The following is a 21,057-nucleotide window of genomic DNA, read 5'->3' as shown; positions in this document are numbered from 1 at the left end:
ATGATGAGACGTCGGGCCGCAAGTCCGCTTGCGGGCCCGACAAGATCCTCTGACCCGCTCCGCGACAGGGGTGGAGCGCGCCCTGGTCGCGGCGCGAGTTCAAGAGCACCCGCTCTCGGCTGAGCGTTACCGCCGCGCATTTGTATCGATTTGTTATCGATACTCCGTGACGAACACGCAGAAGTGGTCGCGGTGATCGTCGCAAGCTCGGATAATTCATAGTTCGTCAAAGGTTTGCAGCGAATTCTCCGGGTCGGGCCGGACAACCGGCCCATGCTGCTAGGCTCTGCAATGCGGACTCAAACGACCAGCTATTTCGCGCGGCTGTTCGCCGGCGATCTGTCGGCCTTTGGCGGTCCTGCAACCGACGAAGCCGTCGCCGGCCATATCCGCGCCGAACGGATGTCGCTGGTGCTCGGCTATTCGGTCGGCATCATGCTGGCGAACGCCTGCAATGCGACCGTACTCGCTGTTGCGCTGTGGCATTCGCCCGACTGGAAGTTTGCGCTGGCCTGGGCCATCGTCGTGGCCGGCGCAGCTATCGCGTTCGACCTGCAATCGCACGCCTCACGCCGCATCACCAAACCGCAATTCGTCTCGCGCCGGGCAATGCATCGGCTGGTGCGCAACGCTTTCGTGCTTGGCGCCGCCTGGGGCATCGTCCCGGTCGCCTTCTTCGCCGACGCAGCGACCGGCGGCCAGCTCGTCATTACCTGCCTTTGCTCGGGCATGCTGGCCGGCGGCGCGCTGGCCTTCGCCACGATCCCGATTGCGGCGATCGCGTTTACGACACCGATCTTCATCGGCATCGCGATCTGCCTCGGCCGGGACGGTGATCCCGCCTATATGCTGATGGCCGTCCTGGTGGTGGTGTACGGGAGCGTGCTGCTGCGTGCGGTATTCGTCAATTCGCTGGCGTTCGCACGGCGCGTGATGCGGCAGATCGAGGCAGAGCGCACGGTGCGGCAGGATTCTCTGACCCATCTGCCCAATCGGGTCGCCTTCAACGAAACGCTCGATGCCGCCTTGAAGCGGCTCGCTCTGTCCGGCGAGGAATTCGCGGTGCTTCTGCTCGATCTCGATCGCTTCAAGGAGGTCAACGACAAGTTCGGCCATCCCGCCGGCGACGAATTTTTGGTCCAGATCGCAAGCCGCCTGCAACGCTGCACCCGCGCGGCCGAGCATGTCGCACGCATCGGCGGCGACGAGTTCGCGCTGGTGATGGCCAATCTGGCACGGCCGGAGCATGCGCTCGAGATCGCCGAGCACTTCATCGCGGCGTTCGACGAACCGTTCCAGATCGAGGGCCGCCAGGTCGTCGGCGCGACCAGCGTCGGCATCGTGCTCGCTCCGCGGGACGGCAACACACCGCTTGACGTCATGAAGAATGCCGATGCCGCGCTCTACCGTGCCAAGAAAGCGGGCCCCGGCACAGTGTGTTTCTTCGAGGCCAGTGACGACAAGGTGTCTCGCGACCGCAAGGCGCTGCAATCGGATCTGGAAGGCGCCATCGCCAGGGACGAGCTATTCCTGGTGTTCCAGCCGTTCCTCGACCTCGGCGACAACCGCATCACCGGTTTCGAGGCGCTACTGCGCTGGCAGCATCCGCAGCGCGGGCTGGTGCCGCCGAGCGAATTCATACCGATCGCGGAGGAGACCGGGCTGATCCACGAGATCGGCGAATGGGTCATCCGCCGCGCCTGCGCGACGGTTGCCGAATGGCCCGAGGAGATCAGGGTCGCCGTGAATTTTTCGGCCGCGCAGTTTCACAACACAGCCATCCTCCAGATCATCGTGCAGGCGCTTGCGGACGCGACGATCGCCCCGCACCGGCTCGAGATCGAGATCACAGAATCGATGCTGCTGTCGAAATACGGTTCCGCCGCGTCGGTCCTGAACGCGCTGCTGGAGCTCGGCGTCACGGTGGCGCTCGACGATTTCGGCACCGGCTTCTCCTCGCTGACTTACCTGCGCAAGCTGCCGTTCAGCCGCATCAAGATCGACCAATCGTTCATCCGCGACATGCTGGTGCAACCGGACTGCGCCGCAATCGTGAAGTCGGTCATCGGCCTCGCACGCGACCTGCGCATCGACGTGGTCGCCGAAGGGGTCGAGACCGCGGACCAGCTCGAATATCTGCGCCAGATCAGTTGCGGCGAAGTGCAGGGTTATCTGATCAGCCGGCCGGTGTCGGCGGATGGCGTTCCGGCGCTGCTGGATCCGAAGAAGCTTCGGGCGAGTTACGCGGCGTAGCGCGCGTTAGGAGTAGGATTGGTGCTGCTACGGAGAAGGTGCGCTCCCTCTCCCGCTTGCGGGAGAGGGTTGGGGAGAGGGTGTTTCCGAAACGGGACAATCCCCAAGCGGAGAGAGCCCTCACCCGGCGCTGCGCGCCGACCTCTCCCGCAAGCGGGAGAGGTCGAGTGAGCCCGCGGCCCCGTCCATTCCGCCCAAATAGATCCCGCTACAGTCCCCTCAAATCGCATCCGCGCGCAACAGCGTGTCTATGGTGATCGTCCCTCGCGCGCGGGAGACGCAGGCGCAGATCTTCCGGTTGCTCTCCTTCTGATGGTCGCTGAAGAAGACGTCGCGATGGTCGATCTCGCCGTCGACCTCGACCACGTCGATGGCGCACAGGCCGCATTCACCGCGCTTGCAGTCGTACATCACGTCATGGCCGCTGGCGTTGAGCACGTCCAGCATCGAGCGTTCGCGCGGGATCTCCAGCTCGACAGTGGAGCCCTTCAAGCGCACGCGAAATGTCTCGGTCGGCAGCGTGCCGCTGGAGCCGAACGTCTCGTAGCGGAGATCGGGAAGCGGATGGCCCGCGCCGATCCAGGCGTGTCGCGCGGCATCCAGCATCCGCATCGGGCCGCAGAACAGCACCAGCGTGCCCGGCGCCAATGACGCAAACAGCGCGTCGAGATCGAGCCGGCGGCCTTCGTTGCTCGCATGAACCACCAGACGATCACCAAGCAGACTTGCAAGATCGTCGAGATAGGCAGCGTCGTTGCGCGAACTCACGGCATAGTGCAGCACCACATCGGCGCCGCGCCGCGCCAGCGCCTGCGCGGCGCCGAGGATCGGCGTGATGCCGATGCCGCCGGCGATCAGACAGTAGTTTTGGCGCGCCCAGTCGACCGCGAGCAGCGAGGCGGGCGTCGTGATGTCGAGCCGCGCGCCCAGCTGCAATGACCACATATAGCGCGAGCCGCCGCGCGAATCCTCCGCGCGGCGCACCGCGATCTTCAAGCCGCGCGACGAGGCTTCGCCGACCAGCGAATAGGACCGCGTCTCGGGCTGCCCGTCGATGGTGACGCTGACATTGATATGGCTGCCGACCGGATAGGCAGCGCCGTCGAACTGATCCGGCAGGATCAGGAATTCGCGGATGCCCGGCGCAAGATCGCGCGTCGAGACGAGCGTCGCCGGAATCCAGGTTTCGATGAAGCGCATGGTGACTGCCCTCAGTCGGTTGCGGTCTTGATCAGCGCGAGCGCCGGCAAGAGGTCGAGATGGGTCCGGTTGCGCAGCGCAAGCCGCAGATTGCGCACCGCGAGCCGCGCATGCTCGCGCATGATCGCCTCGGCGCGCGCGCCTTCGCGATTCTCGATGGCGTCGATCACGACGCGGTGGTGCTCCTGCCCGATGATCAGGATCTGCTGCGCCTCGGGCAGTGCCGACTGTGCCATCACAAAACCGCTCGGGGATGCAAACGGCAGCGCCGAGGCGCGATCGATCTGCCGGATCAACGGCGGGCTGCGCGACAATTCCGTCAGCAGCGCATGGAAGCGCGCATTCAGCGTGACATAGGACGAGAACGCATCGACCGAGATCGGCACCTGGCGCAGCAATTCGTCGATCGCCGCAAGGCATTCCTTCAGCGGCTCGAGCTCGCGCGCGGAAACGCCGCGCTCGGCGGCGAAGCGTGCGGCGAGCCCTTCCAGCGTGCCGCGCAGCTCGATGGAATCGGAGATGTCGCGCTCCGAAAACGCCTTCACCATGAAGCCGCCGGAGGGGATCGCCTCCAGCAGCCCCTCCTCCTCCAGCCGCACCAGCGCCATGCGCACCGGGGTGCGCGAGGCGCCGGTGGTCTCCACCGCCTGGAGCTCGGAGATGCGCTCGCCGGGCCGCAACGCGCCCGAGAGGATCTGGTCGCGCAGCGCGAGCTGCGCCTTCACGGTCTGCGAGACGGAGCGGTCGACCTCACGCTCGGCCATACGCTTACTCCGCGGCCTGGAAGTGCTGCGGCGGGTTTTCCTTCGCCACCATCCTGTCGATCAGCTTGCGCGTCCACATCGCGCCGGCATCGATGTTGAGATTGTAGAAGATGCGATCCGGGTTCTCGTCCATCGCGCGCTGCTGCGCTTCGAGGATCAGCTCGTCCTCGTGGAAGATGCCGGAGACGCCTTCGCGGATCTCGGTGGTGATGCGCTGCTCGCCGAGCTGATAGTTGCGCACGAACGCCCAGAAATAGTGGCAGGTCTTCTCGGTCTCGGGCGTGATGGTGTTGAGCACGAAGCCGTTGACGCCTTGCGAGCGGTCGCCTTCCGGCGCGCCGGTGCCGGTCGGTGCCACGCCGACGTCGATCGCGATCGTGCACGGCGCTTCGAAGCGGATGATCTGCCAGCGGTCGACGAGACCGGACCTACCGGGTTGCGTGCCGAGTTGCTTGGCCCAGAACGGCGGCGCCTCGATGCCGCGCATCCAGCGCGTCACCGTCACCGTCTTCTCGCCATGGGTGACGTCGAACGGCGCCTCTGCGACCGCCTCGTTGCCGATGGACGAGCCGTGCACGAAAGTCTCGTGGGTGAGGTCCATGAGATTGTCGAGCACGAGGCGGTAGTCGCAATTGACGTGGATGGTCTTGCCGTCGCCGGCCCAGGCCGGGTCGTGATTCCAGTGCAGGTCGGGCACCAGCGCGGGATCGGCCAGCGCGGGATCGCCCATCCAGAGCCAGATGTAGCGGTGACGTTCGACCACGGGATAGGCGCGGACGCAGGCCGACGGGTTGATGGTCTCCTGCGAGGGCATGAAGGTGCAGCGCCCTTGCGCATTGTACTTCAGGCCGTGATAGCCGCAGACGACGGTGTCACCTTCGAGTCGGCCCTTGGACAGCGGCAGCAGGCGATGCCAGCAGGCATCCTCCAGCGCGGCCACCGAGCCATCGGCCTTGCGGTACATCACGACATGCTTGCCGCAGATCGTCCGCGGCAGCAGCGCCGGCTTCACGTCGGCATCCCACGCGGCGACGTACCAGGCGTTCATCGGGAAGGGTTTTGTCACCGGTCTCACTCCCAAGGCTATTGAATACGTTATGTATACAATAGCGCGGGAATGAAATCGTTCAAGGGCGAAACAAAGGTATCAAAACACCTTTGTCTCTCTAACGGTATACAGAACCAGGAAACTACAGGAACAGGTGCTGCGCACGTGCCTTCGTGGCACGGCAAGGACGTGGATGGCCGGGACAAGGCCCGGCCATGACGTGCGACAATCGCCGCGCCTGAAGCACCATCTCCGAAGGAGGCAAGACCGGCGCTTGTCCTACGCCTTTTACGCTCCGAACACCTTCATCAACCCCGCCTGGGCTTCTTCCTGGATCCGCTTCAGGTGCTCGGTGCTGCGAAAACTTTCCGCGTAGATCTTGTAGACGTCCTCGGTGCCCGACGGCCTCGCGGCGAACCAGCCGAAATCGGTTTCGACCTTGATGCCGCCGAAGGGCTGGCCGTTGCCGGGCGCCTTGCTCAGGGTCGCCCGGACTGGATCGCCGGCGAGATCCTTCAGGCCGAGCTGCTCGGGCGTGACGGACTTCAGGATGTTTTTCTGCGGCGTGGTGGCGGCGACGTCGATGCGCGCGTAATGGGGCACGCCCAGCTCGGCGGTGAGGTCGTTGAAGAGCTGGCTCGGATCGCGGCCGGTCTTCGCCATGATCTCGGCGGCGAGCAGGCCGAGGATGATGCCGTCCTTGTCGGTGGTCCACACCGTGCCGTCGCGGCGCAGGAACGAGGCGCCCGCACTCTCCTCGCCGCCGAAGCCAAAAACGCCGCTGAGGAGGCCATCGACGAACCATTTGAAGCCGACCGGCGTTTCGACCAGCTTGCGACCGAGCTTCTTGGCGACGCGATCAATGATCGAGCTCGACACCACGGTCTTGCCGATCGCGGCATCCTTGCCCCAGTTCGGGCGGTGCGCGAACAGATAGGAGATCGCAGTCGCGAGATAATGGTTCGGATTCATCAGTCCGCCGGTGCGCGTCACGATGCCGTGCCGATCGGCATCGGTGTCGTTGGCAAAGGCGACGTCGAAGCGGTCGCGCATCGCGATCAGGCTGGCCATTGCGTAAGGTGAGGAGCAATCCATGCGGATCTTGCCGTCCCAGTCCACCGTCATGAAGCGGAAGGTCGGATCAATCGCCTCGTTCACCACGGTCGCCTTCAGGCCGTAGCGCTCGATGATCGGATGCCAGTAATGCACGGCGGCGCCGCCGAGCGGATCGATGCCGATATTGATGCCGGCGGATTTGACGAGGTCGAGATCGACCACGTTGCCGAGATCGGCGACGTAGGGCGTAATGAAGTCGTAGGCGTGGACGTTCGCAGCCTTGCGCGCTTTGGCGTAGTCGATGCGGTTCACGCCCTTGAGGCCATCGGCGAGATAGGCATTGGCGCGCTTCTCGACCACCGAGGTCGCGTCGGTGTCGGCCGGGCCGCCATGTGGCGGATTATATTTGTAGCCGCCGTCTTCGGGAGGATTGTGCGAGGGCGTGACGACGACGCCGTCGGCAAGGCCCGAGGTGCGGCCCTTGTTGTAGGTCAGGATCGCGTGCGAGATCACCGGCGTCGGCGTGTAGCCGCCGTTCTTGTCGATCATGATATCGACGCCGTTGGCCGCGAACACCTCGACGGCGCTGACCAGCGCCGGCTCGGCCAGCGCATGGGTGTCGATGCCGATGAACAGCGGACCGGTCAGCCCCTTTTCTCGTCGATAATCACAAATCGCCTGCGTCGTCGCGAGGATATGGCCCTCGTTGAAGCTGTTCTTGAACGAGGTGCCGCGATGGCCGGATGTGCCGAACGCCACCCGCTGCGCGGGATCGGCGACATCAGGCTTGCCAGCGAAATAGGCCGTCACCAGCCGCGGAATGTTGGTGAGCGCGTCCGGCGAGGCCTGCTTGCCCGCCGCGGGATGAACATCAGCCACTGAATATACCTCGTCCTGTCGTAGAAATTGCGGAATACCATAGCATCGGCCGGGCGCCCGCCAAGGGCACAACACGCGCGGCGGGGCGGCCGTTCCTGAGATCATGCTATGGTCTTTTCGATCGGGGCTTTTCGAGTCGGGGCATGACGCTGTTTCAGAGGCTCTTGGTTGTTCTGATTGCCCGGCTTGCGACGGCCGGCATCGTGGCCGATGCGATGGCCGCGGAGTTCTACACCGAGGATTTGCGCATCCCCATGGCGGAGGCCGGGTCGCAGGGGCTGGAGGCGTTCCTGGTCCGGCCGGCCAGCACGAAGCGCTATCCGCTTGCGCTGCTCAGCCACGGCTCGCCGCGCAGTTTTGACGATCGCGCGACGATGTCCGCGCACAAATATTACGGCATCGCTCTTGAATATGCCCGGCGCGGCTTTGCCGCGCTGATCGTGATGCGGCGCGGCTACGGCACCTCGCCGGGCGGCCGCGTCGACAGCGTCGGCGGTTGCGCGAATGCCGCTTACCTGCCGGCGGCAGCGGTCGCGGTGGCGGATTTGCGCGCGGCGATCGATGCGATGGCGCGCAGGGCCGACGTGACCACGTCGGGCATGATCGCGGTCGGCCATTCCGCCGGCGGGCTCGCCACCGTCGCGCTGACCGCGCAGGCGCCGGCCGGCCTCGTCGCCGCGATCAGCTTTGCCGGCGGCCGCGGCTCGCGCGATGACGACGACGTCTGCAATCCCGATGGGCTGGTGCAGGCCTTCGCCACCTTCGGCAAGACCTCACGCGTGCCGATGCTGTGGGTCTATGCCACCAATGATTCCTTCTTCGGTCCCGATCTCGCGCACCGCCTCCATGACGGATTTCGTGCGGCCGGCGGCAACGCGAAATTCAGTGCGGCGCCGCCTTACGGCGACGATGGCCATTATCTCTATTCGGTGGTGGGCCGCCCGCAATGGACGCCGTATCTCGACGCCTTCCTGCGCGAGCGCTCCCTCGGCCATGATATCCTGAGCCCGCCCGATCCGCTGCCGCCGCCCGGCCAGCTCAATGAGGCCGCGCGCGCCGAATTCTCGCGCTATCTCGCCAGCACCATGCCGCACAAGGCTTTTGCGGTGTCGCCGAACGGCGGTTACGGCTGGCGTTCGGGGCGTGACACGACCGATGACGCCCAGCGCGATTCGCTTGGCGCCTGCATGAAATGGTCGCCCATCTGCGCGCTCTATGCGATCGACGACAAATTGGCCGGCGGTGCTCAAAGCACATCAACCGACCAGAGCTCGCGGTCGCGATAGCCTCATTACACCGTTGGCCGCTCGCGCCTTCCGAGCCGAGCCGCACCCCGGGCCGCCGGAAAATCGGTTGTTAACTCGAAGCATATAGTACGTGCTCCATGCTGCGGGATCGAACACGCATCAACGCCCGCGCGACGTGGAAACACGTTGCGATCGCTGTGCTTTGGTTGGCATCCACCTCCGTGCACGCTCAGGACAGCGCTCTGAACGACGCGGAACCGACGTTGGCGACTGGCGGTCACAATGCAGATCTCGGCGCTGGCGAGACGCCGACGTCGCGGGCGGCGATCCGAAAAATTATCGAAAGAGAAACGGCCAGGACCAATCTGCCCGCCGACATAGCGGAAGCCGTCGTGTTCGTTGAAAGCGGATACAATCCGGGCACCATCGGCACAGTCGGCGAGATCGGCCTCATGCAGATTCGGCCCGAAACGGCGGCGATGCTCGGATTCCGGGGAAATAACGCAGAGCTCGCAGAGCCCGACATCAACATCCACTACGGCGTTCTCTATCTGAACCGCGCATGGCGCCTGGCAGGCGGGGACCTTTGCCGTGCCCTGATGAAATATCGAGCGGGTCATGACGAGGAGTCCATGACTCCGCGCTCGCAGGTCTATTGTAATCGTGCCCGCAATCGTCTTGTCTCCATGAACTCGACGACGGTGGGACACCAAGCTGCGACCGTCCCAGATGTAGCACCCGCGCCAACTACGGCGCCCACCGTCTCGAAGTCAGCGCGCAATCAAAAGGGACCGGCACAGCCGAAGGACGTTTACGCGCGTTACCGTCAAGGCACGGCCGTAGCGAGCAGAGCATATTGGGCAGCACAGGAAGCCCGGGTCCGCCTCATCAAGGCCCGCGTCGAAGCCAAGTGGAAACGGGTCGCATCACGTCAATAGAATTGCCTGTCTTGAGACGAGCAGCGGTTGGACGAACAACATTTTTGAAACTGAACCTGAATAGAGATCATGCACAATAGTTTGAGAGTTCTGTTTGCAATCGTCGCTACCGGCGCCGTGGCGCTGTCGGCCTTTCTTGCCATTCGGTTCCTCGTCGGTTTCAGTGGCTGAACCCAATGGCGCAGCCGGCACCATTTTGTGCTGCGCTTGCGTCTAGAGCCGCTCGCTGAGAGCAAGCTTGTAACCGATGCCGGTGACGGTAGTGATGACAGGCGTGCCGCTGCCGACGAGCTTGCGGCGCAGCCTCGCCACCAGGGCATCGACGGTGCGGATGTCGACCTCGGCCTGGCGGTTGCTAACGACCTCGATCAGATAGTCGCGGCTGAGCGGCCTGCCGTCGGCACCGACGAGCGCCGCGAGCAGGTCGAATTCGGCGCGCGTCAGCGCCACCGGCTTGCCGTCACTGCCGAGCAGCTCGCGCCGTGTCAGGTCGATGATCCAGTCGCCGAAGGCGATCGAATTGTGGTTGCGCGCCGCCTTACGGTCGATCGAGCGCCGCCGCAGCACACTGCGTGCGCGCGCGAGCAGGTCTCGCAAATTGATCGGCTTGGTGACGTAATGGTCGCCCGCGATCTCGAGGCCGAGGATACGATCGACGTCGGTGTCGCGGCGCGTCACGAAGATGATGCCCGCGTTGCTGGTCGCCTGGATCTCCTTGGCGAGATCGAAGCCGTCGCCATCAGGCAACTGCACGTCGAGGAAGACGAGATCGGTCCGCGCCCGCAGCGCCTGGCGGCACTCCGCGCAGGAGCCTGCGCCGACGACGTCAAAATTGTTCTCGCTGAAATAGCCGACCAGCATCGTCCGCGTCACCGGATCGTCTTCGACGACGATCAGCCGCTCGCGGCCACCGGGACGCAATTCCCGAAGTGCGGAATCAGCCACGATCTTGGATGTCCTGTGTGCTTGCGAATCGACCTGGAAGCTCAGGTCGCCGGGCGATGCGCCGTCCTGTGAACGTACATTCACGTGTTGTTCGAGCCCCCATTGCCGCCGGAATACTAGGCGTGTTGTGACGCCCAAACAATATTGGTCACGATCTTGACGCATTAAGTATGAATTGGCCCACAATTCCCATCCCGCGCACCATGTGCGGGATGCCGCAGGTACAAGCGGCAGTTGTGCGGGACCTTGGCGCTGAACGTCTCTCTCCCCGGCGGCCGGCTGCAGCTTGCCCCGCCAACAGCTTCAAATCTACTGTACGCTCCGAAATTCTGCACCTGGAGTAGATGCCATGGAAGTCATCCTGCTCGGCACCGGCGGCCCGCGTCCCGACCCGCGCCGCATGGCGACGACCACGCTGATCAGGCTCGGTGAGGAAAACATCCTGATCGATGCAGGCCGCGGCGTCATGGTGCAGCTCAGCAAGGCGGGTGTGCCGCTTGGCTCCATCAGCACGGTCTTTCTCACCCATCACCATTTCGACCACATCGGCGACCTCTACGACGTGATGCTCAATTCATGGATGCATGGGCGCAAGGACGATTTGCGCATCTACGGGCCGCCGGATACCGAACGGCTCGTCGATACGCTGGTCACGCAGGTCTACGACAAGGACATCACCTGGCGGGATCAGGGCGAGCCGAGCTTCGGCGGCTGGAAACCGGTCGTCGCGAGGGACATCATACCGGGCCCCGTTCTCGATACCGGTCGCTGGAAGATCAGCGCCGAGCTCGTTTCGCATGGCGACGGTCTCGACATGCCGCCCGCCTTCCTCGCACGCTGGATGTGTCTCGGCTACCGCTTCGAGGCCGAGGGGAAGATCATTGCGATTTCCGGCGACACGGTGCCTTGCCCCGGTCTCGAGCGGTTGGCAGAGGGAGCCGACCTGCTGGTCCAGTGCTGCTTTCTCGCAACGCCGGAGATCAACAACGAGCACTTGCGCCGGCTTGCGAAATTCACCATCGCCTGCGGCGATACGGTCGGCAAGGTCGCGGCCAAGGCCGGCGTCAAGAAGCTCGCGCTGACCCATCACCGGCCGCGCACCGACGATTCCATGTTGAACGCACTGCTCGCGGACGTAAGGCGGGACTACGCAGGTCCCATCGTGCTCGGCGAGGACCTCGCGCGGATCGAGATCTAAGGGCTGTCGTCAACCCGCAGCGGGATACGCGCGGAGGCCACCCGACTTCAGGACGATCCGACGTCGATCCGGAATGACAATTGCTCTTCTGCGCCGGCTGCGATGTGCATCAGGCCCGGCTTGTCAGTGAATTCGCCATCGAAGCCGGCGGGAGTGGCATAGCCGCGCCAGGGCTCGATGCAGAGGAACGGCGCGCCCGATGGCTTCGACCAGACGCCAAGCTCGCGAAAGCCGCGCCACGACATTTTCAGCCAAGGCCCGCCGGACCCGCCCTGCCCCGCGGCATAGCCGACCGAATTGCTTGCGATCCGGTCGAAGATGATTGCATCGTCGATGAACAGGGATTCGGACAAGGGCAACACGGTGCCGTTGACGGGACTTGGCTCCGTCGCCGGGCGCAGCAAGCCGCCGTCGAGACGTCGGACGGGAGATGGCTCTGCGTTCGCGAAGCTCAGCGCGTAGCTCTCCTTCGCCACTCCCGGCTGAAGCGGCCAGTTGAACGCGGGATGGCCGCCGAGCGAGGCGGGCAATGTCTCCTTGCTGGAGTTGACGATCGTGAGTGAAAGATCAAGACCTGATTCATCGAGCGTATAGGTTGCCGTCAGGCGGAACGCGAAGGGATAAAGCGCGCGCGTCGTCTCGCTGTCTTCGAGCACCAGGACACAGCGACTTTCACCACGTTCCACCCACGCAAAGCGGCTGTCGCGGGCGAAGCCGTGCTGGGTCATCCGGTACGTCCTGCCCCGATGCCGCAATTCGTCATTGGCGAGACGCCCGACGATCGGAAACAGCAGCGGCGCATGGCGCGGCCAGGCCGGCCCCGCCTGCCAGACGAATTCGACGCCAGCATCGCTCGTCAGCGAACACATCTCGGCGCCTTGCGCCTTGATGGTCGCGGTAAGCCCGCCGCTGCGGATCGTGTGCGTGTCGTCGGTCATTAGCCTATTCCGATCATCGCGGTTCGCATGACACTTTCTAAATATTCGCGGAATGTTGGAGCGACACTCTGCTCAAGAGCGCTGATAATCGTCTTCAATCCGGATGATGTCGTCTTCGCCGAGATAGCTTCCGGTCTGGACCTCGATCAGCTCCAGCATGATCTTGCCGGGGTTCTCCATCCGGTGCACCGCGCCCATCGGGATGTAGATCGACTCGTTCTCGTGCACCGTCTTGACGGTCTCGTTGACGGTGACGCGGGCGGCGCCGCGGACCACGATCCAGTGCTCGGCGCGATGATGGTGCTTCTGCAGCGACAGACGCCCGCCCGGCTTCACCACGATGCGCTTGACCTGATGGCGCTCGCCATTGTCGACCGACTGGTAGCTGCCCCAGGGCCGATGCACCCTGAGGTGCTCCTCGGTGACCTTCGGTGCCACCGCCTTGAGCTTGGTCACGAGCCGCTTCAGGCCGTTGGCATCCTTCTGGCGCGAGACCAGCACTGCGTCCGCAGTCGCGACCACGACGAGATCGTCGACGCCTTCGAGCGCGACCAGCGCCGAATCGGTGGTGACGTTGCAGTTGCGGGAATCTTCGAACACGGCGCTGCCGTGCGAAGCGTTGCCTTGCGCGTCCTTGTCGGACAATTCCCACACCGCGTGCCAGGAGCCGACGTCGGACCAGCCGCAGGACACCGGCACCACCGCTGCGCGCGCGGTCTTCTCCATCACCGCATAGTCGATCGAGATTGCCTTGGCCGCGCCGAACGCCTCGGGCTCCAGCTTCACGAAGCCGAGATCGCGGCCGGCATTGGCGACGGCATTGGAGATCGCCTCCACGCTCGCCGCGTCGACCTTGCGGTATTCGTCGAGCAGCACGCTGGCCCGGAACATGAAGTTGCCGCTGTTCCAGAGATAGCCGGAATTGACGTAGTCGGCCGCCTTCACCGCGTCCGGCTTCTCGACGAAGCGCGCGACCGCGTGAACCGTGCCGGAGATCACCTCGCCCGGGCTGATATAGCCGTATTCGGTCGCCGGCCGCTCCGGCTTGACACCGAAGGTGACGATCCGCCCGGCGCTCGCGGCGATCAGACCTTCGCGGCACGCCGCGACGAAGGCGGCATTGTCCTGCACCACATGGTCGGCGGCGAGCGCGAGCACGATGGCTTCACCGGCGCGGTTCTGCGCGAACACCGCGCCCGCGGCAATCGCGGGGCCGGAATCGCGCCGCATCGGCTCGAGGATCACGTCGGCCTCGATGCCGATCTCGGCGAGCTGCTCCAGCACCATGAAGCGATAGGAGGCATTGGTGATGACGATCGGGCGATCGAACAGCGAGGCCTCCGAGACGCGCGAAAGCGTGTCCTGAAAGGTCGAGCGCGTGCCGAACAGCGGCAGGAATTGCTTGGGGCGCACCTCGCGCGAAGCCGGCCACAGCCGCGTGCCGGCACCGCCGCACATGATCAGGGGGATAATGCGTTTGTCCATCGTCATTTCAAACCTTGAAGTAGTCCCGATACCAGGTGACAAAATTACGAACCCCGTGCGCAATCGGCGTCGACGGTGCAAAGCCGGTGTCGCGCATCAGATCCGAGACATCCGCGAACGTTTCCAAAACGTCTCCCGGCTGTGCCAGACTGGAAGGGCGGAAGCAAGGCTTCGGGCGTCAACAGGCGGCGTCTCCGGAATTGCGCCATTGCAAGCTCCGCCACGACCACCACATGGTCAACAGCCCAGCTGCACCCGTATGCCGCGGATATGCCTTGGCACCGGACAAATCGCGATCAAGCGAATTGTATCGTCATAATTTCGTGGCTTCAGGCTGCTCTTCTTCCGGACCCATGCGCTGACTTGATTAATGCAAATCACGACTGCGTCGCATTAACGAATCATAACGGCATAGAATTGAAACTCTTCATCAACGGCCGCTTTCTCTCGCAAAAGCTGACCGGCGTTCAGCGTTATGCCGCCGAAATGGTCAAGGCGATCGATGCCTTGCTGGCGTCAGAGCACTCGCCTGCCTCGCTCAGGCAAGCCGAGTGGCAATTGCTCGCGCCAAGCGAGGCAAGCGAGGCAATCAATCTCACCCGGATCAAGTTCCGCAAAGTCGGACACTTGAGCGGCCACGCCTGGGACCAAATTGAACTTGCGCGCGCCGCCGCCGCCGGTCGCCTCATCAGTCTGGCCAATTCCGGGCCAGTCTTGCATCGTGATCACATCGTCGTCATCCATGATGCACAGATCTTCCGCAGGCCCGACTTCTTCAATTGGCGCTACTTGGCCGTTCATCGGACGATGGATCGGCTGCTCGCACGCCGGGCGACGATCGCTACCGTATCGGCCTTTTCTCGCGAAGAACTGGCGGCAACGCTCCGTCTGTCGAAAGCGGGTATGCCGATATTCCCGAATAGCGCAGAACACTTCGCGGCGACAACGCCCGATCCCGGTATTCTCGCCCGGCTAGGGATTCAGCCTCGCAAATATTTTCTCTTTGTGGGCTCCAAAACCAAGAACAAAAACCTCGCCGTTGCAATCGAGGCGGCACGGCTGCTCGAACGAAACGACATTCCGCTGGTCATCGTTGGAGGCGATAACAGCAAGGTATTTCAAGATAATCTGGGCAAAAGCGATTCAGGCCTGCTTCTCGCTGGACGCCTGACCGATAGCGAAATTGCCGCTCTCTATGCACACGCCCTGGCGTTCGTTTTTCCCTCTCTTTATGAGGGCTTCGGTGTACCACCGCTTGAAGCCATGGTCTTCGGCTGCCCGGTCATAGCGTCAACGGCTGATGCGGTTATGGAAACGTGCGGCGAGGCCGCTGCTTATTTTTCCGCCACGGACGCGGGCGCACTGAAGCAGCTTATGCTTGAAAGGCTAACAGTTGGCGCAATATCCGATCACGAGCGAAGAAAGCAGCAAGATCGCCTCGCATTGTACTCGTGGCAAAAATCCGCAGGGGCACTGCTGGAATTTCTCGCGCGGCGCCACACTTAGCAACGCTGCTTAAGTTGGCAAAGTGCGCTCTTGGGCAAAAGGTTGATTTGCGCAAGGGCTGACAACCAATGGTCGCAGGATTGGTTCCATCCGCGCGATTTGATTTTGACGAGCTTCAATTGTGCAAGCGCCTTGGCGCAACAAGACCACATCGCTGCCTAAATCTCGCTACGTATCGGATGGATTGTGGTCGCATCAGTTGATGCTCAGGTAAGGATGCATAATGTTCAGCTCGCCAACGCAATCCGCGGCAAGGCAGCCGTTGAAAGTGCTGCACGTCGCGGAAACGATCCGGGGCGGGATTGCGAGCTACCTGAACGAGTTGCATCCGCGGCAGCAAGCGAGCTTCGGCGCCGACAATGTGCATTATGTCGTGCCGTCAGATCATCGTCACGACCTCCCTGCAGTCGATGAGAGCCAGATCACAACGTTCGAGAGATCTGGCCGCAGCATCTCTGGCCTGTTCCAGATGTTGCGCGCGAGCATGCAGGCGCTCGACGCCCTCAAGCCGGACGTAGTGCATCTTCACTCGTCGTTTGCCGGGCTCGTTCTCCGTCCCGCGCTGGCAGCTCGTTCGGAAGGACCCCGCGTCGTCTATTGCCCGCACGGCTGGGCGTTCGCGCGAGAGACCGGCCGCCTGAGCCATCTGGCGACGAAAGCGGCAGAGAAATTGCTGGCTCGCACATCGGACCGCATCATTTGCATTTCCGGCGACGAATTCAATGAAGCAGTCCGCGCGGGAATTCCCGCTGATCGCCTCACCCTGGTGCACAATGGCATATCAAGGAGCCGCCCGTCGCCGGCGGCTGTTGCGGCAGACTGGACGACAAAGAAGGCTAAGGTGCTGTTCATCGGCCGCCTGGACCGACAAAAGGGCTACGACCTTCTGATTGAAGCGGCCCGTTCGCTCGAAGATGTTCTGGATGTGCGCATTGTCGGTGCCTCGGTCGTCAGCAAACTCGAGGCCGTCACAGTTCCTGCCAACGTCTCTCTGCTTGGCTGGCTCGATCGTCAGCAGATCGAGACGCATTTGGAGGCGGCCGATCTCGTCGTCATCCCCTCGCGTTGGGAGGCCTTTGGCCTCGTCGCCCTGGAAGCGATGCGGGCGGCCAAGCCCATCCTGGCCTTTCATAGCGGTGCGTTGCCTGAAATTGTCGTCGACGGTGTCACCGGCGTGCTTTGCCAGCCGGTCGCCGTCCAGCCGCTCATCGACGGTTTCCGACGAGCGCTCGATCTGGATCTCAAGGTTTTGGGTCAGCGCGGTTATGACCGGTTCAAACAGTTTTACGACGTCCAGAAGACCCATCGCCAATTGCAGCAGGTCTATGTCGAGCTCCTGGAAGACAACAAGATCCGCTTCGAGGAGACGGCAAAACTGCAATCGGATCTTTCGAAGCATTTTTGAGGTGAGTCGCGGCACACAAGATTCGATTGCGAGCATGATCTAGACGATGGCAGGCCACCGTACCTTGGGTCGCAATAGGCTTATCTGGATCACAAGCCTCATCGCGGCCGTTTATCTATCCGTCCCCGCATGCGCTCAACAGGCTCAGCCGCTCGAGAACAGGTTCCTGTTGGGTACCGGTACCCATCAGGGATTGGGGGGCCCGGTGAGTTCGCGGGGCTACGTGCCTTCCGTGAACATTGGCCAGATCAAGCAATTGGGCTTCAACGCGTTTCGTGATGATTTTCCCTGGTCTGACTTCGAATTGGCCGGCCGCCGGATGGGGTTCACGCCGCGGCTCGCCAGGCTCGATGCACAGGTCCAGTCCGGCGTTGCCCGTCCGCTCCTCATTCTCGCGTTCGGACATCATCTCGTTCCCAACTCCTCACCGCCGACGACCGACGAAGCCCGGCGGCGATTCGCCGATTATGCGGCCGCGGCAGCGCAATCGGTGGCGCGGCAGCATCCGATTTTCGAGCTCTGGAACGAGTGGAATCTGGCCGCGAAGAAAGACCCTGCATTCTCGGCCGACAATTACCTGGCACTTGCCAAGGCAACCCAACCGGCAGTCAGGCGCGCGGCGCCGAATGCGCCTTTTGTGGTCGGCGCGATCGGCGACGACCCCGGCTGGACGTGGACGGAGAAGATGCTGCAAACCGGTATCCTCCAATACGCCGACGGCGCCTCGATTCATCTTTACAATTTCTGCATGGCGCCGGCGAAGCGCACGTCTACTGAGATTATCGAGCGGCTTTCGACGTTTCATCGCCTCGTCGGTCAAGCGAGCGGCAATCCGGATTTCCCCATCTACGTGACTGAGACGGGCTGGACCACGGCAACGAACAAATGCGGGGTCAGCGAGCAGGCTCAAGCCGACAACACCGCACAGCTCATTCTGTGGGCATCGACCGCGGCGCGATGGCTCAAGGGGATGTGGATCTACGAACTCAAGGACAGCGGCCACAATCCGTCCGAACTGGAGGACAATTTCGGGCTCTACCGTTTCGACAATTCACCCAAGCCCATCGCTTGCGCGGCGCGTGGAGCCTGGGCGTTCATCCGCTCCAGCCTGAGCGCGGAACGAAGAAGCCTCGCCAGCGGCGTTGTCTCGATTGAAGCCTCGTCGACAACCGGACGCAAGGTGGCGGTCTGGTCAGAGGATCCGAACCGACATTACGAGGTTCGGCTCAAAGGGGATTTGCCAGGCGCGACCTTTGCTACGCCGTGCGATGCGGCTGCGAGGCCAGCCTCCGGGATCTGGATGCCGGTCTCGAGCACGCCAGTCCTGATCACCGCCAACAATGATGCCATTCCCGGACTGGAGATACGGCCGGCACGGTAGCCCGAGATTGCCGACAAGAGGTTCACGCCATGAAAATTCTTTTGACGTCCACGCTTTATCCGACACCACATGCACCGAAGATCGTCGGCGGCGCAGAGATCTTCGCACGACGGTTCGCCGAGGGGCTCGCCCAACGCGGCGATGAGGTTGAAGTCATCCGAGCCGCATCCGCGCCCGAACAAGCGCGTGAACTATGCAACGGCATCAACGTCTATTCCGCACCTGTGCGAAACGTCTATCTGCCCTTTACGGAGCAGAAAAACGTCATGACGCGAAGCATTTGGCATGCGATTGACGATTGGCAGATCCATGCACCGACGATCGCGGAGCGAATTCAGGCCTTCAAGCCGGATGTGCTGCACACCAACAATCTTTCAGGCCTGACCACCGCGATCTGGCGGGTCGCCGCGCGGCTTGGCGTCCCAGTGCTTCATACGCTCCACGACTACTATTTGACCTGTCCGCGCTGCTCGCGCTTTAACAATGGGCGATCCTGCGAGCGCACGTGCACGAGTTGCGGAATCCTGACGTATCACCGCAAGCGCGCAACGCGTTGGCTCAGCGCCGTGGTCGGCGTCAGCGAGCGCGTCCTTTCCATTCACACCGACATGGGCATGTTTGCCGAGACGCCGATCCGCACTGTCATCCGCAATGCCTCCACTGAGCCGCCGCGCTCGCCTTATCCCCGTCCCGTCTGCACGACCGAGGTGACGTTCGGGTTCATTGGGCGGCTCACCGAGGAAAAAGGTATCGACAACCTCATGCGAACCCTCGCAATGCTGCCGCCTGATCGGATCCGGATGATGATCGCCGGCCGCGTGAGCGATGAGGAACAGCAGCGCCTGAGGAAGCTGGCGCCGGATGCCCGGATCGAGTTCATGGGATTTGTGTCACCCGACGAATTCTACAGGCAAGTCGACGTGGTGGTCGCCCCCTCCATCTGGCACGATCCCGGCCCACTCGTCGTCGCAGATGCCAAGGCAGCCGGCAGGCCGCTGCTCGGAACGCGCTTTGGTGGCATGCCGGAGGTCATCAAGCACGGCGTAACGGGCTGGTTGACCGAAGCCGATCCACAGTCGTTAGCCGAGAGCATGCTCGAGATCGCTGCGAATCCACACAAGATCGATGAGATAAGCCGGCGACTTATCGCGGATACGAACAAGTGGATATTTTCAGACGTGTTGTCGTCGTACAAGACTCTGTATGAGCAATTGCGCGAGCAACGGATGTCATCGGTGCGCGCGCCAATGGCCGAGGCGCCGCAGAGAACCGCTGTCGCGAAGAGTCGCCTTCTTCCGAGATGATCCGTCTGTTCGCAATCGCGGGCTATTTCTATCAAAGCGCCGCAGCGGTCATCCTGATCTTCGCGATCAGTCACCTGTTGCCCGCTGCCGACTACACCGGTTTTTCCTTTGCGATGGCGTCGAGCCAGTTGCTGTGCGTTTTCATGTTCGAGTGGCTGCAGCTCTCCGGCCTGCGCTTTCTTGCGGCCGCCAAAGAAAGCGAGGCGGCTCGACTAAGATCGTCGCTCTTTGCAGCGGGCCTCTTGAGCGCCGGCGCGCTGATCGCGGTCGGGAGCTGCGCATCGCTGATCAGCGGCCCAAGGCCGGGCCTGGTCGCCCTGGGCCTGAGTGTGGCCGTTCTTCAGGGCTTGACCGATCTCTATTTCCTGTCGGTCCGTCTGTCCGATCGGCTGGGGACCGCATCCTTTCTTCTTGCTTTGCGTGCGACGGCGCTTCTGATCGGCGCGCTCGCGGGAGCCGCGATTTCACAAACAGCCGAAGCGGCGCTGCTCGGCATTGTGTCGGGTCACGCGCTCGGCTTCCTCGCCGGCCTTGTCGCATATCGCACGCCACTCGAGCGCGTTTCGCTGCGGACGATGCTGGCTGACTGGAAGGACTTCTCCCGTTACGGCATGCTTGCGGCCGGCGCCTCCGTCATCCATTTGTCGGTGCCGGTGCTGCTCCGCATCATCGTCATCGGTCGACTGGGGGCAACGGGGGCCGGCGCGGGATTTTCGATCGCACTCGACCTGTTGCAACGTCCCTTCTGGGTCCTCAATGCGGCGATCCACACCGTGAGCTATCCCGACGTGGTCAAGGACTTCGAACACGGCAGCGTCGCGAGATCGGTTCAATCGACGCGACGCATGTTCGAGTTCATGCTCTGCACAACCCTCGTGCTGCTTGGCGGGCTCGTCGCCTTCATTCCAGACGCGGCCCGGATCCTGGTTCCGCAGGAAAGCCTGAACGGGTTCCTGGCGACGGCGCCGACAGTGGCCGCGTTCTATTTCCTGCATACCCATCTCCAGGCGACGATCGCGGTCGTCCCGCATCTCGAAAAGCTCGCAACCCGGCTGGTCGTCGTCGCTGCGGGCCAGCTCGTGATGGTTGCGGCGTTCTCCCTGGTCGCGGTGTCGGCCGGCCTGTCGCCAGAAGGTGCAATCGCCTGGGCCTCGATCGCCACGCTCGCAGCGATTTTGGCCGCGCTCGGCCCTACCCTCAGGTTCCAGGCGTTTCCGCGCGGGTCGCTGGTCATTCAAGCCGCTGCGGCCGCCATCATGATCGGATCGCTCGGTTCCATGCCGACGGAACCCGCGACATGGCTCGCCGGCAAGATCATTGTCGCCGCGGTTGCAACGGTCGGCATCGGCTGGAGCGGAAACTTTCTGAAGTTGGCTCGCCACGACTGATATGCCGCAACGGAGCCGCTGCAAAGCAGTTAGGCAGCTACAACCAAAACGATTGTATCTGTTTGTTGCGCGTCATGGACGGGAGGCATTTGCAAAGCCATCGGGCATTCGAACGCCGCGCG

General features: G+C 63.0%; 16 protein-coding genes and 1 pseudogene. 9 read left to right on the top strand and 8 right to left on the bottom strand.

Annotation, left to right across the window (positions count from 1 at the left end; all coding sequences use genetic code 11):
• Nucleotides 1-291 precede the first annotated feature (291 nt).
• Nucleotides 292-2,253 carry a putative bifunctional diguanylate cyclase/phosphodiesterase gene (locus ABIB00_RS17435; protein ID WP_354105200.1) on the top strand — a complete coding sequence of 654 codons (1,962 nt, stop codon included), beginning with the start codon at nt 292-294 and terminating at the stop codon, nt 2,251-2,253.
• 219 nt (nt 2,254-2,472) lie between these two features.
• Here ABIB00_RS17435 and ABIB00_RS17430 read toward each other — a convergent pair whose 3' ends face one another.
• The 4 genes from ABIB00_RS17430 to pgm all read right to left on the bottom strand — a co-directional run bounded on the left by ABIB00_RS17430 (nt 2,473) and on the right by pgm (nt 7,200).
• Nucleotides 2,473-3,453: a PDR/VanB family oxidoreductase gene (locus ABIB00_RS17430; protein WP_354105199.1), complete on the bottom strand. Its 981-nt coding sequence runs from the start codon at nt 3,451-3,453 to the stop codon at nt 2,473-2,475.
• Nucleotides 3,454-3,464: 11 nt separating this feature from the next.
• Complete coding sequence (locus tag ABIB00_RS17425) at nt 3,465-4,217, bottom strand: GntR family transcriptional regulator (RefSeq protein WP_354105198.1); 753 nt, start codon at nt 4,215-4,217, stop codon at nt 3,465-3,467.
• Between the two features lie 4 nt (nt 4,218-4,221).
• On the bottom strand, nt 4,222-5,283 hold the full coding sequence (locus ABIB00_RS17420; RefSeq protein WP_354105197.1) for an aromatic ring-hydroxylating dioxygenase subunit alpha: 1,062 nt from the start codon (nt 5,281-5,283) through the stop codon (nt 4,222-4,224).
• 270 nt (nt 5,284-5,553) lie between these two features.
• The gene (gene pgm, locus ABIB00_RS17415) at nt 5,554-7,200 is read right to left on the bottom strand and encodes a phosphoglucomutase (alpha-D-glucose-1,6-bisphosphate-dependent) (protein WP_354105196.1); all 1,647 of its coding nucleotides are present in this window, start codon (nt 7,198-7,200) and stop codon (nt 5,554-5,556) included.
• A 143-nt stretch (nt 7,201-7,343) separates the two neighbouring features.
• Here pgm and ABIB00_RS17410 point away from each other — a divergent pair, with 143 nt between their 5' ends.
• Together ABIB00_RS17410 and ABIB00_RS17405 are read left to right on the top strand one after the other, a co-directional pair.
• The gene (locus tag ABIB00_RS17410) at nt 7,344-8,486 is read left to right on the top strand and encodes an alpha/beta hydrolase family protein (protein ID WP_354105195.1); all 1,143 of its coding nucleotides are present in this window, start codon (nt 7,344-7,346) and stop codon (nt 8,484-8,486) included.
• A gap of 98 nt (nt 8,487-8,584) precedes the next feature.
• A complete protein-coding gene (locus tag ABIB00_RS17405; protein WP_354105194.1) occupies nt 8,585-9,385 on the top strand; it encodes a transglycosylase SLT domain-containing protein in 801 nt (266 codons plus the stop codon).
• A gap of 213 nt (nt 9,386-9,598) precedes the next feature.
• Here the strand turns inward: ABIB00_RS17405 and ABIB00_RS17400 are convergent, their stop codons facing one another.
• Nucleotides 9,599-10,414: a response regulator gene (locus ABIB00_RS17400; protein ID WP_354105193.1), complete on the bottom strand. Its 816-nt coding sequence runs from the start codon at nt 10,412-10,414 to the stop codon at nt 9,599-9,601.
• 265 nt (nt 10,415-10,679) lie between these two features.
• On the opposite strand from ABIB00_RS17400, the gene ABIB00_RS17395 reads away from it, so the two are divergent.
• Entirely contained in the window at nt 10,680-11,528 is an 849-nt protein-coding gene (locus ABIB00_RS17395) for an MBL fold metallo-hydrolase (RefSeq protein WP_354105192.1), read from the top strand.
• Nucleotides 11,529-11,575: 47 nt separating this feature from the next.
• Here the strand turns inward: ABIB00_RS17395 and ABIB00_RS17390 are convergent, their stop codons facing one another.
• The 3 genes and pseudogenes from ABIB00_RS17390 to ABIB00_RS17380 form a co-directional block, all read right to left on the bottom strand.
• Nucleotides 11,576-12,466, bottom strand: a complete 891-nt coding sequence (locus tag ABIB00_RS17390) for an aldose 1-epimerase family protein (protein WP_354105191.1) — start codon at nt 12,464-12,466, stop codon at nt 11,576-11,578.
• A 72-nt stretch (nt 12,467-12,538) separates the two neighbouring features.
• Nucleotides 12,539-13,951: a mannose-1-phosphate guanylyltransferase/mannose-6-phosphate isomerase gene (locus ABIB00_RS17385; RefSeq protein WP_354105190.1), complete on the bottom strand. Its 1,413-nt coding sequence runs from the start codon at nt 13,949-13,951 to the stop codon at nt 12,539-12,541.
• A 7-nt stretch (nt 13,952-13,958) separates the two neighbouring features.
• A pseudogene (locus ABIB00_RS17380) lies at nt 13,959-14,093 on the bottom strand (UDP-glucuronate 5-epimerase); the annotation flags it as partial.
• Between the two features lie 275 nt (nt 14,094-14,368).
• Between ABIB00_RS17380 and ABIB00_RS17375 the strand changes: the two are divergent.
• From ABIB00_RS17375 to ABIB00_RS17355, 5 genes are all read left to right on the top strand, one after another.
• Nucleotides 14,369-15,457 (top strand): glycosyltransferase family 4 protein, encoded by a 1,089-nt coding sequence (locus tag ABIB00_RS17375; RefSeq protein WP_354105189.1) that lies wholly within the window; start codon nt 14,369-14,371, stop codon nt 15,455-15,457.
• 223 nt (nt 15,458-15,680) lie between these two features.
• Nucleotides 15,681-16,862 carry a glycosyltransferase gene (locus ABIB00_RS17370; protein ID WP_354105188.1) on the top strand — a complete coding sequence of 394 codons (1,182 nt, stop codon included), beginning with the start codon at nt 15,681-15,683 and terminating at the stop codon, nt 16,860-16,862.
• A gap of 46 nt (nt 16,863-16,908) precedes the next feature.
• Nucleotides 16,909-18,243 carry a cellulase family glycosylhydrolase gene (locus ABIB00_RS17365; RefSeq protein WP_354105187.1) on the top strand — a complete coding sequence of 445 codons (1,335 nt, stop codon included), beginning with the start codon at nt 16,909-16,911 and terminating at the stop codon, nt 18,241-18,243.
• Between the two features lie 29 nt (nt 18,244-18,272).
• Entirely contained in the window at nt 18,273-19,547 is a 1,275-nt protein-coding gene (locus ABIB00_RS17360; protein ID WP_354105186.1) for a glycosyltransferase family 4 protein, read from the top strand.
• A complete protein-coding gene (locus ABIB00_RS17355) occupies nt 19,544-20,935 on the top strand; it encodes a polysaccharide biosynthesis protein (protein WP_354105185.1) in 1,392 nt (463 codons plus the stop codon). The genes ABIB00_RS17360 and ABIB00_RS17355 overlap by 4 nt, the downstream gene beginning before the upstream one ends.
• Nucleotides 20,936-21,057: the final 122 nt, after the last annotated feature.

The sequence above is a fragment of the Bradyrhizobium sp. LB14.3 genome (genome assembly GCF_040547985.1).
Lineage (GTDB): Bacteria > Pseudomonadota > Alphaproteobacteria > Rhizobiales > Xanthobacteraceae > Bradyrhizobium.
Note: the sequence above shows the minus strand (reverse complement) of the source record. Positions and strands in the feature narration are given on the sequence as shown.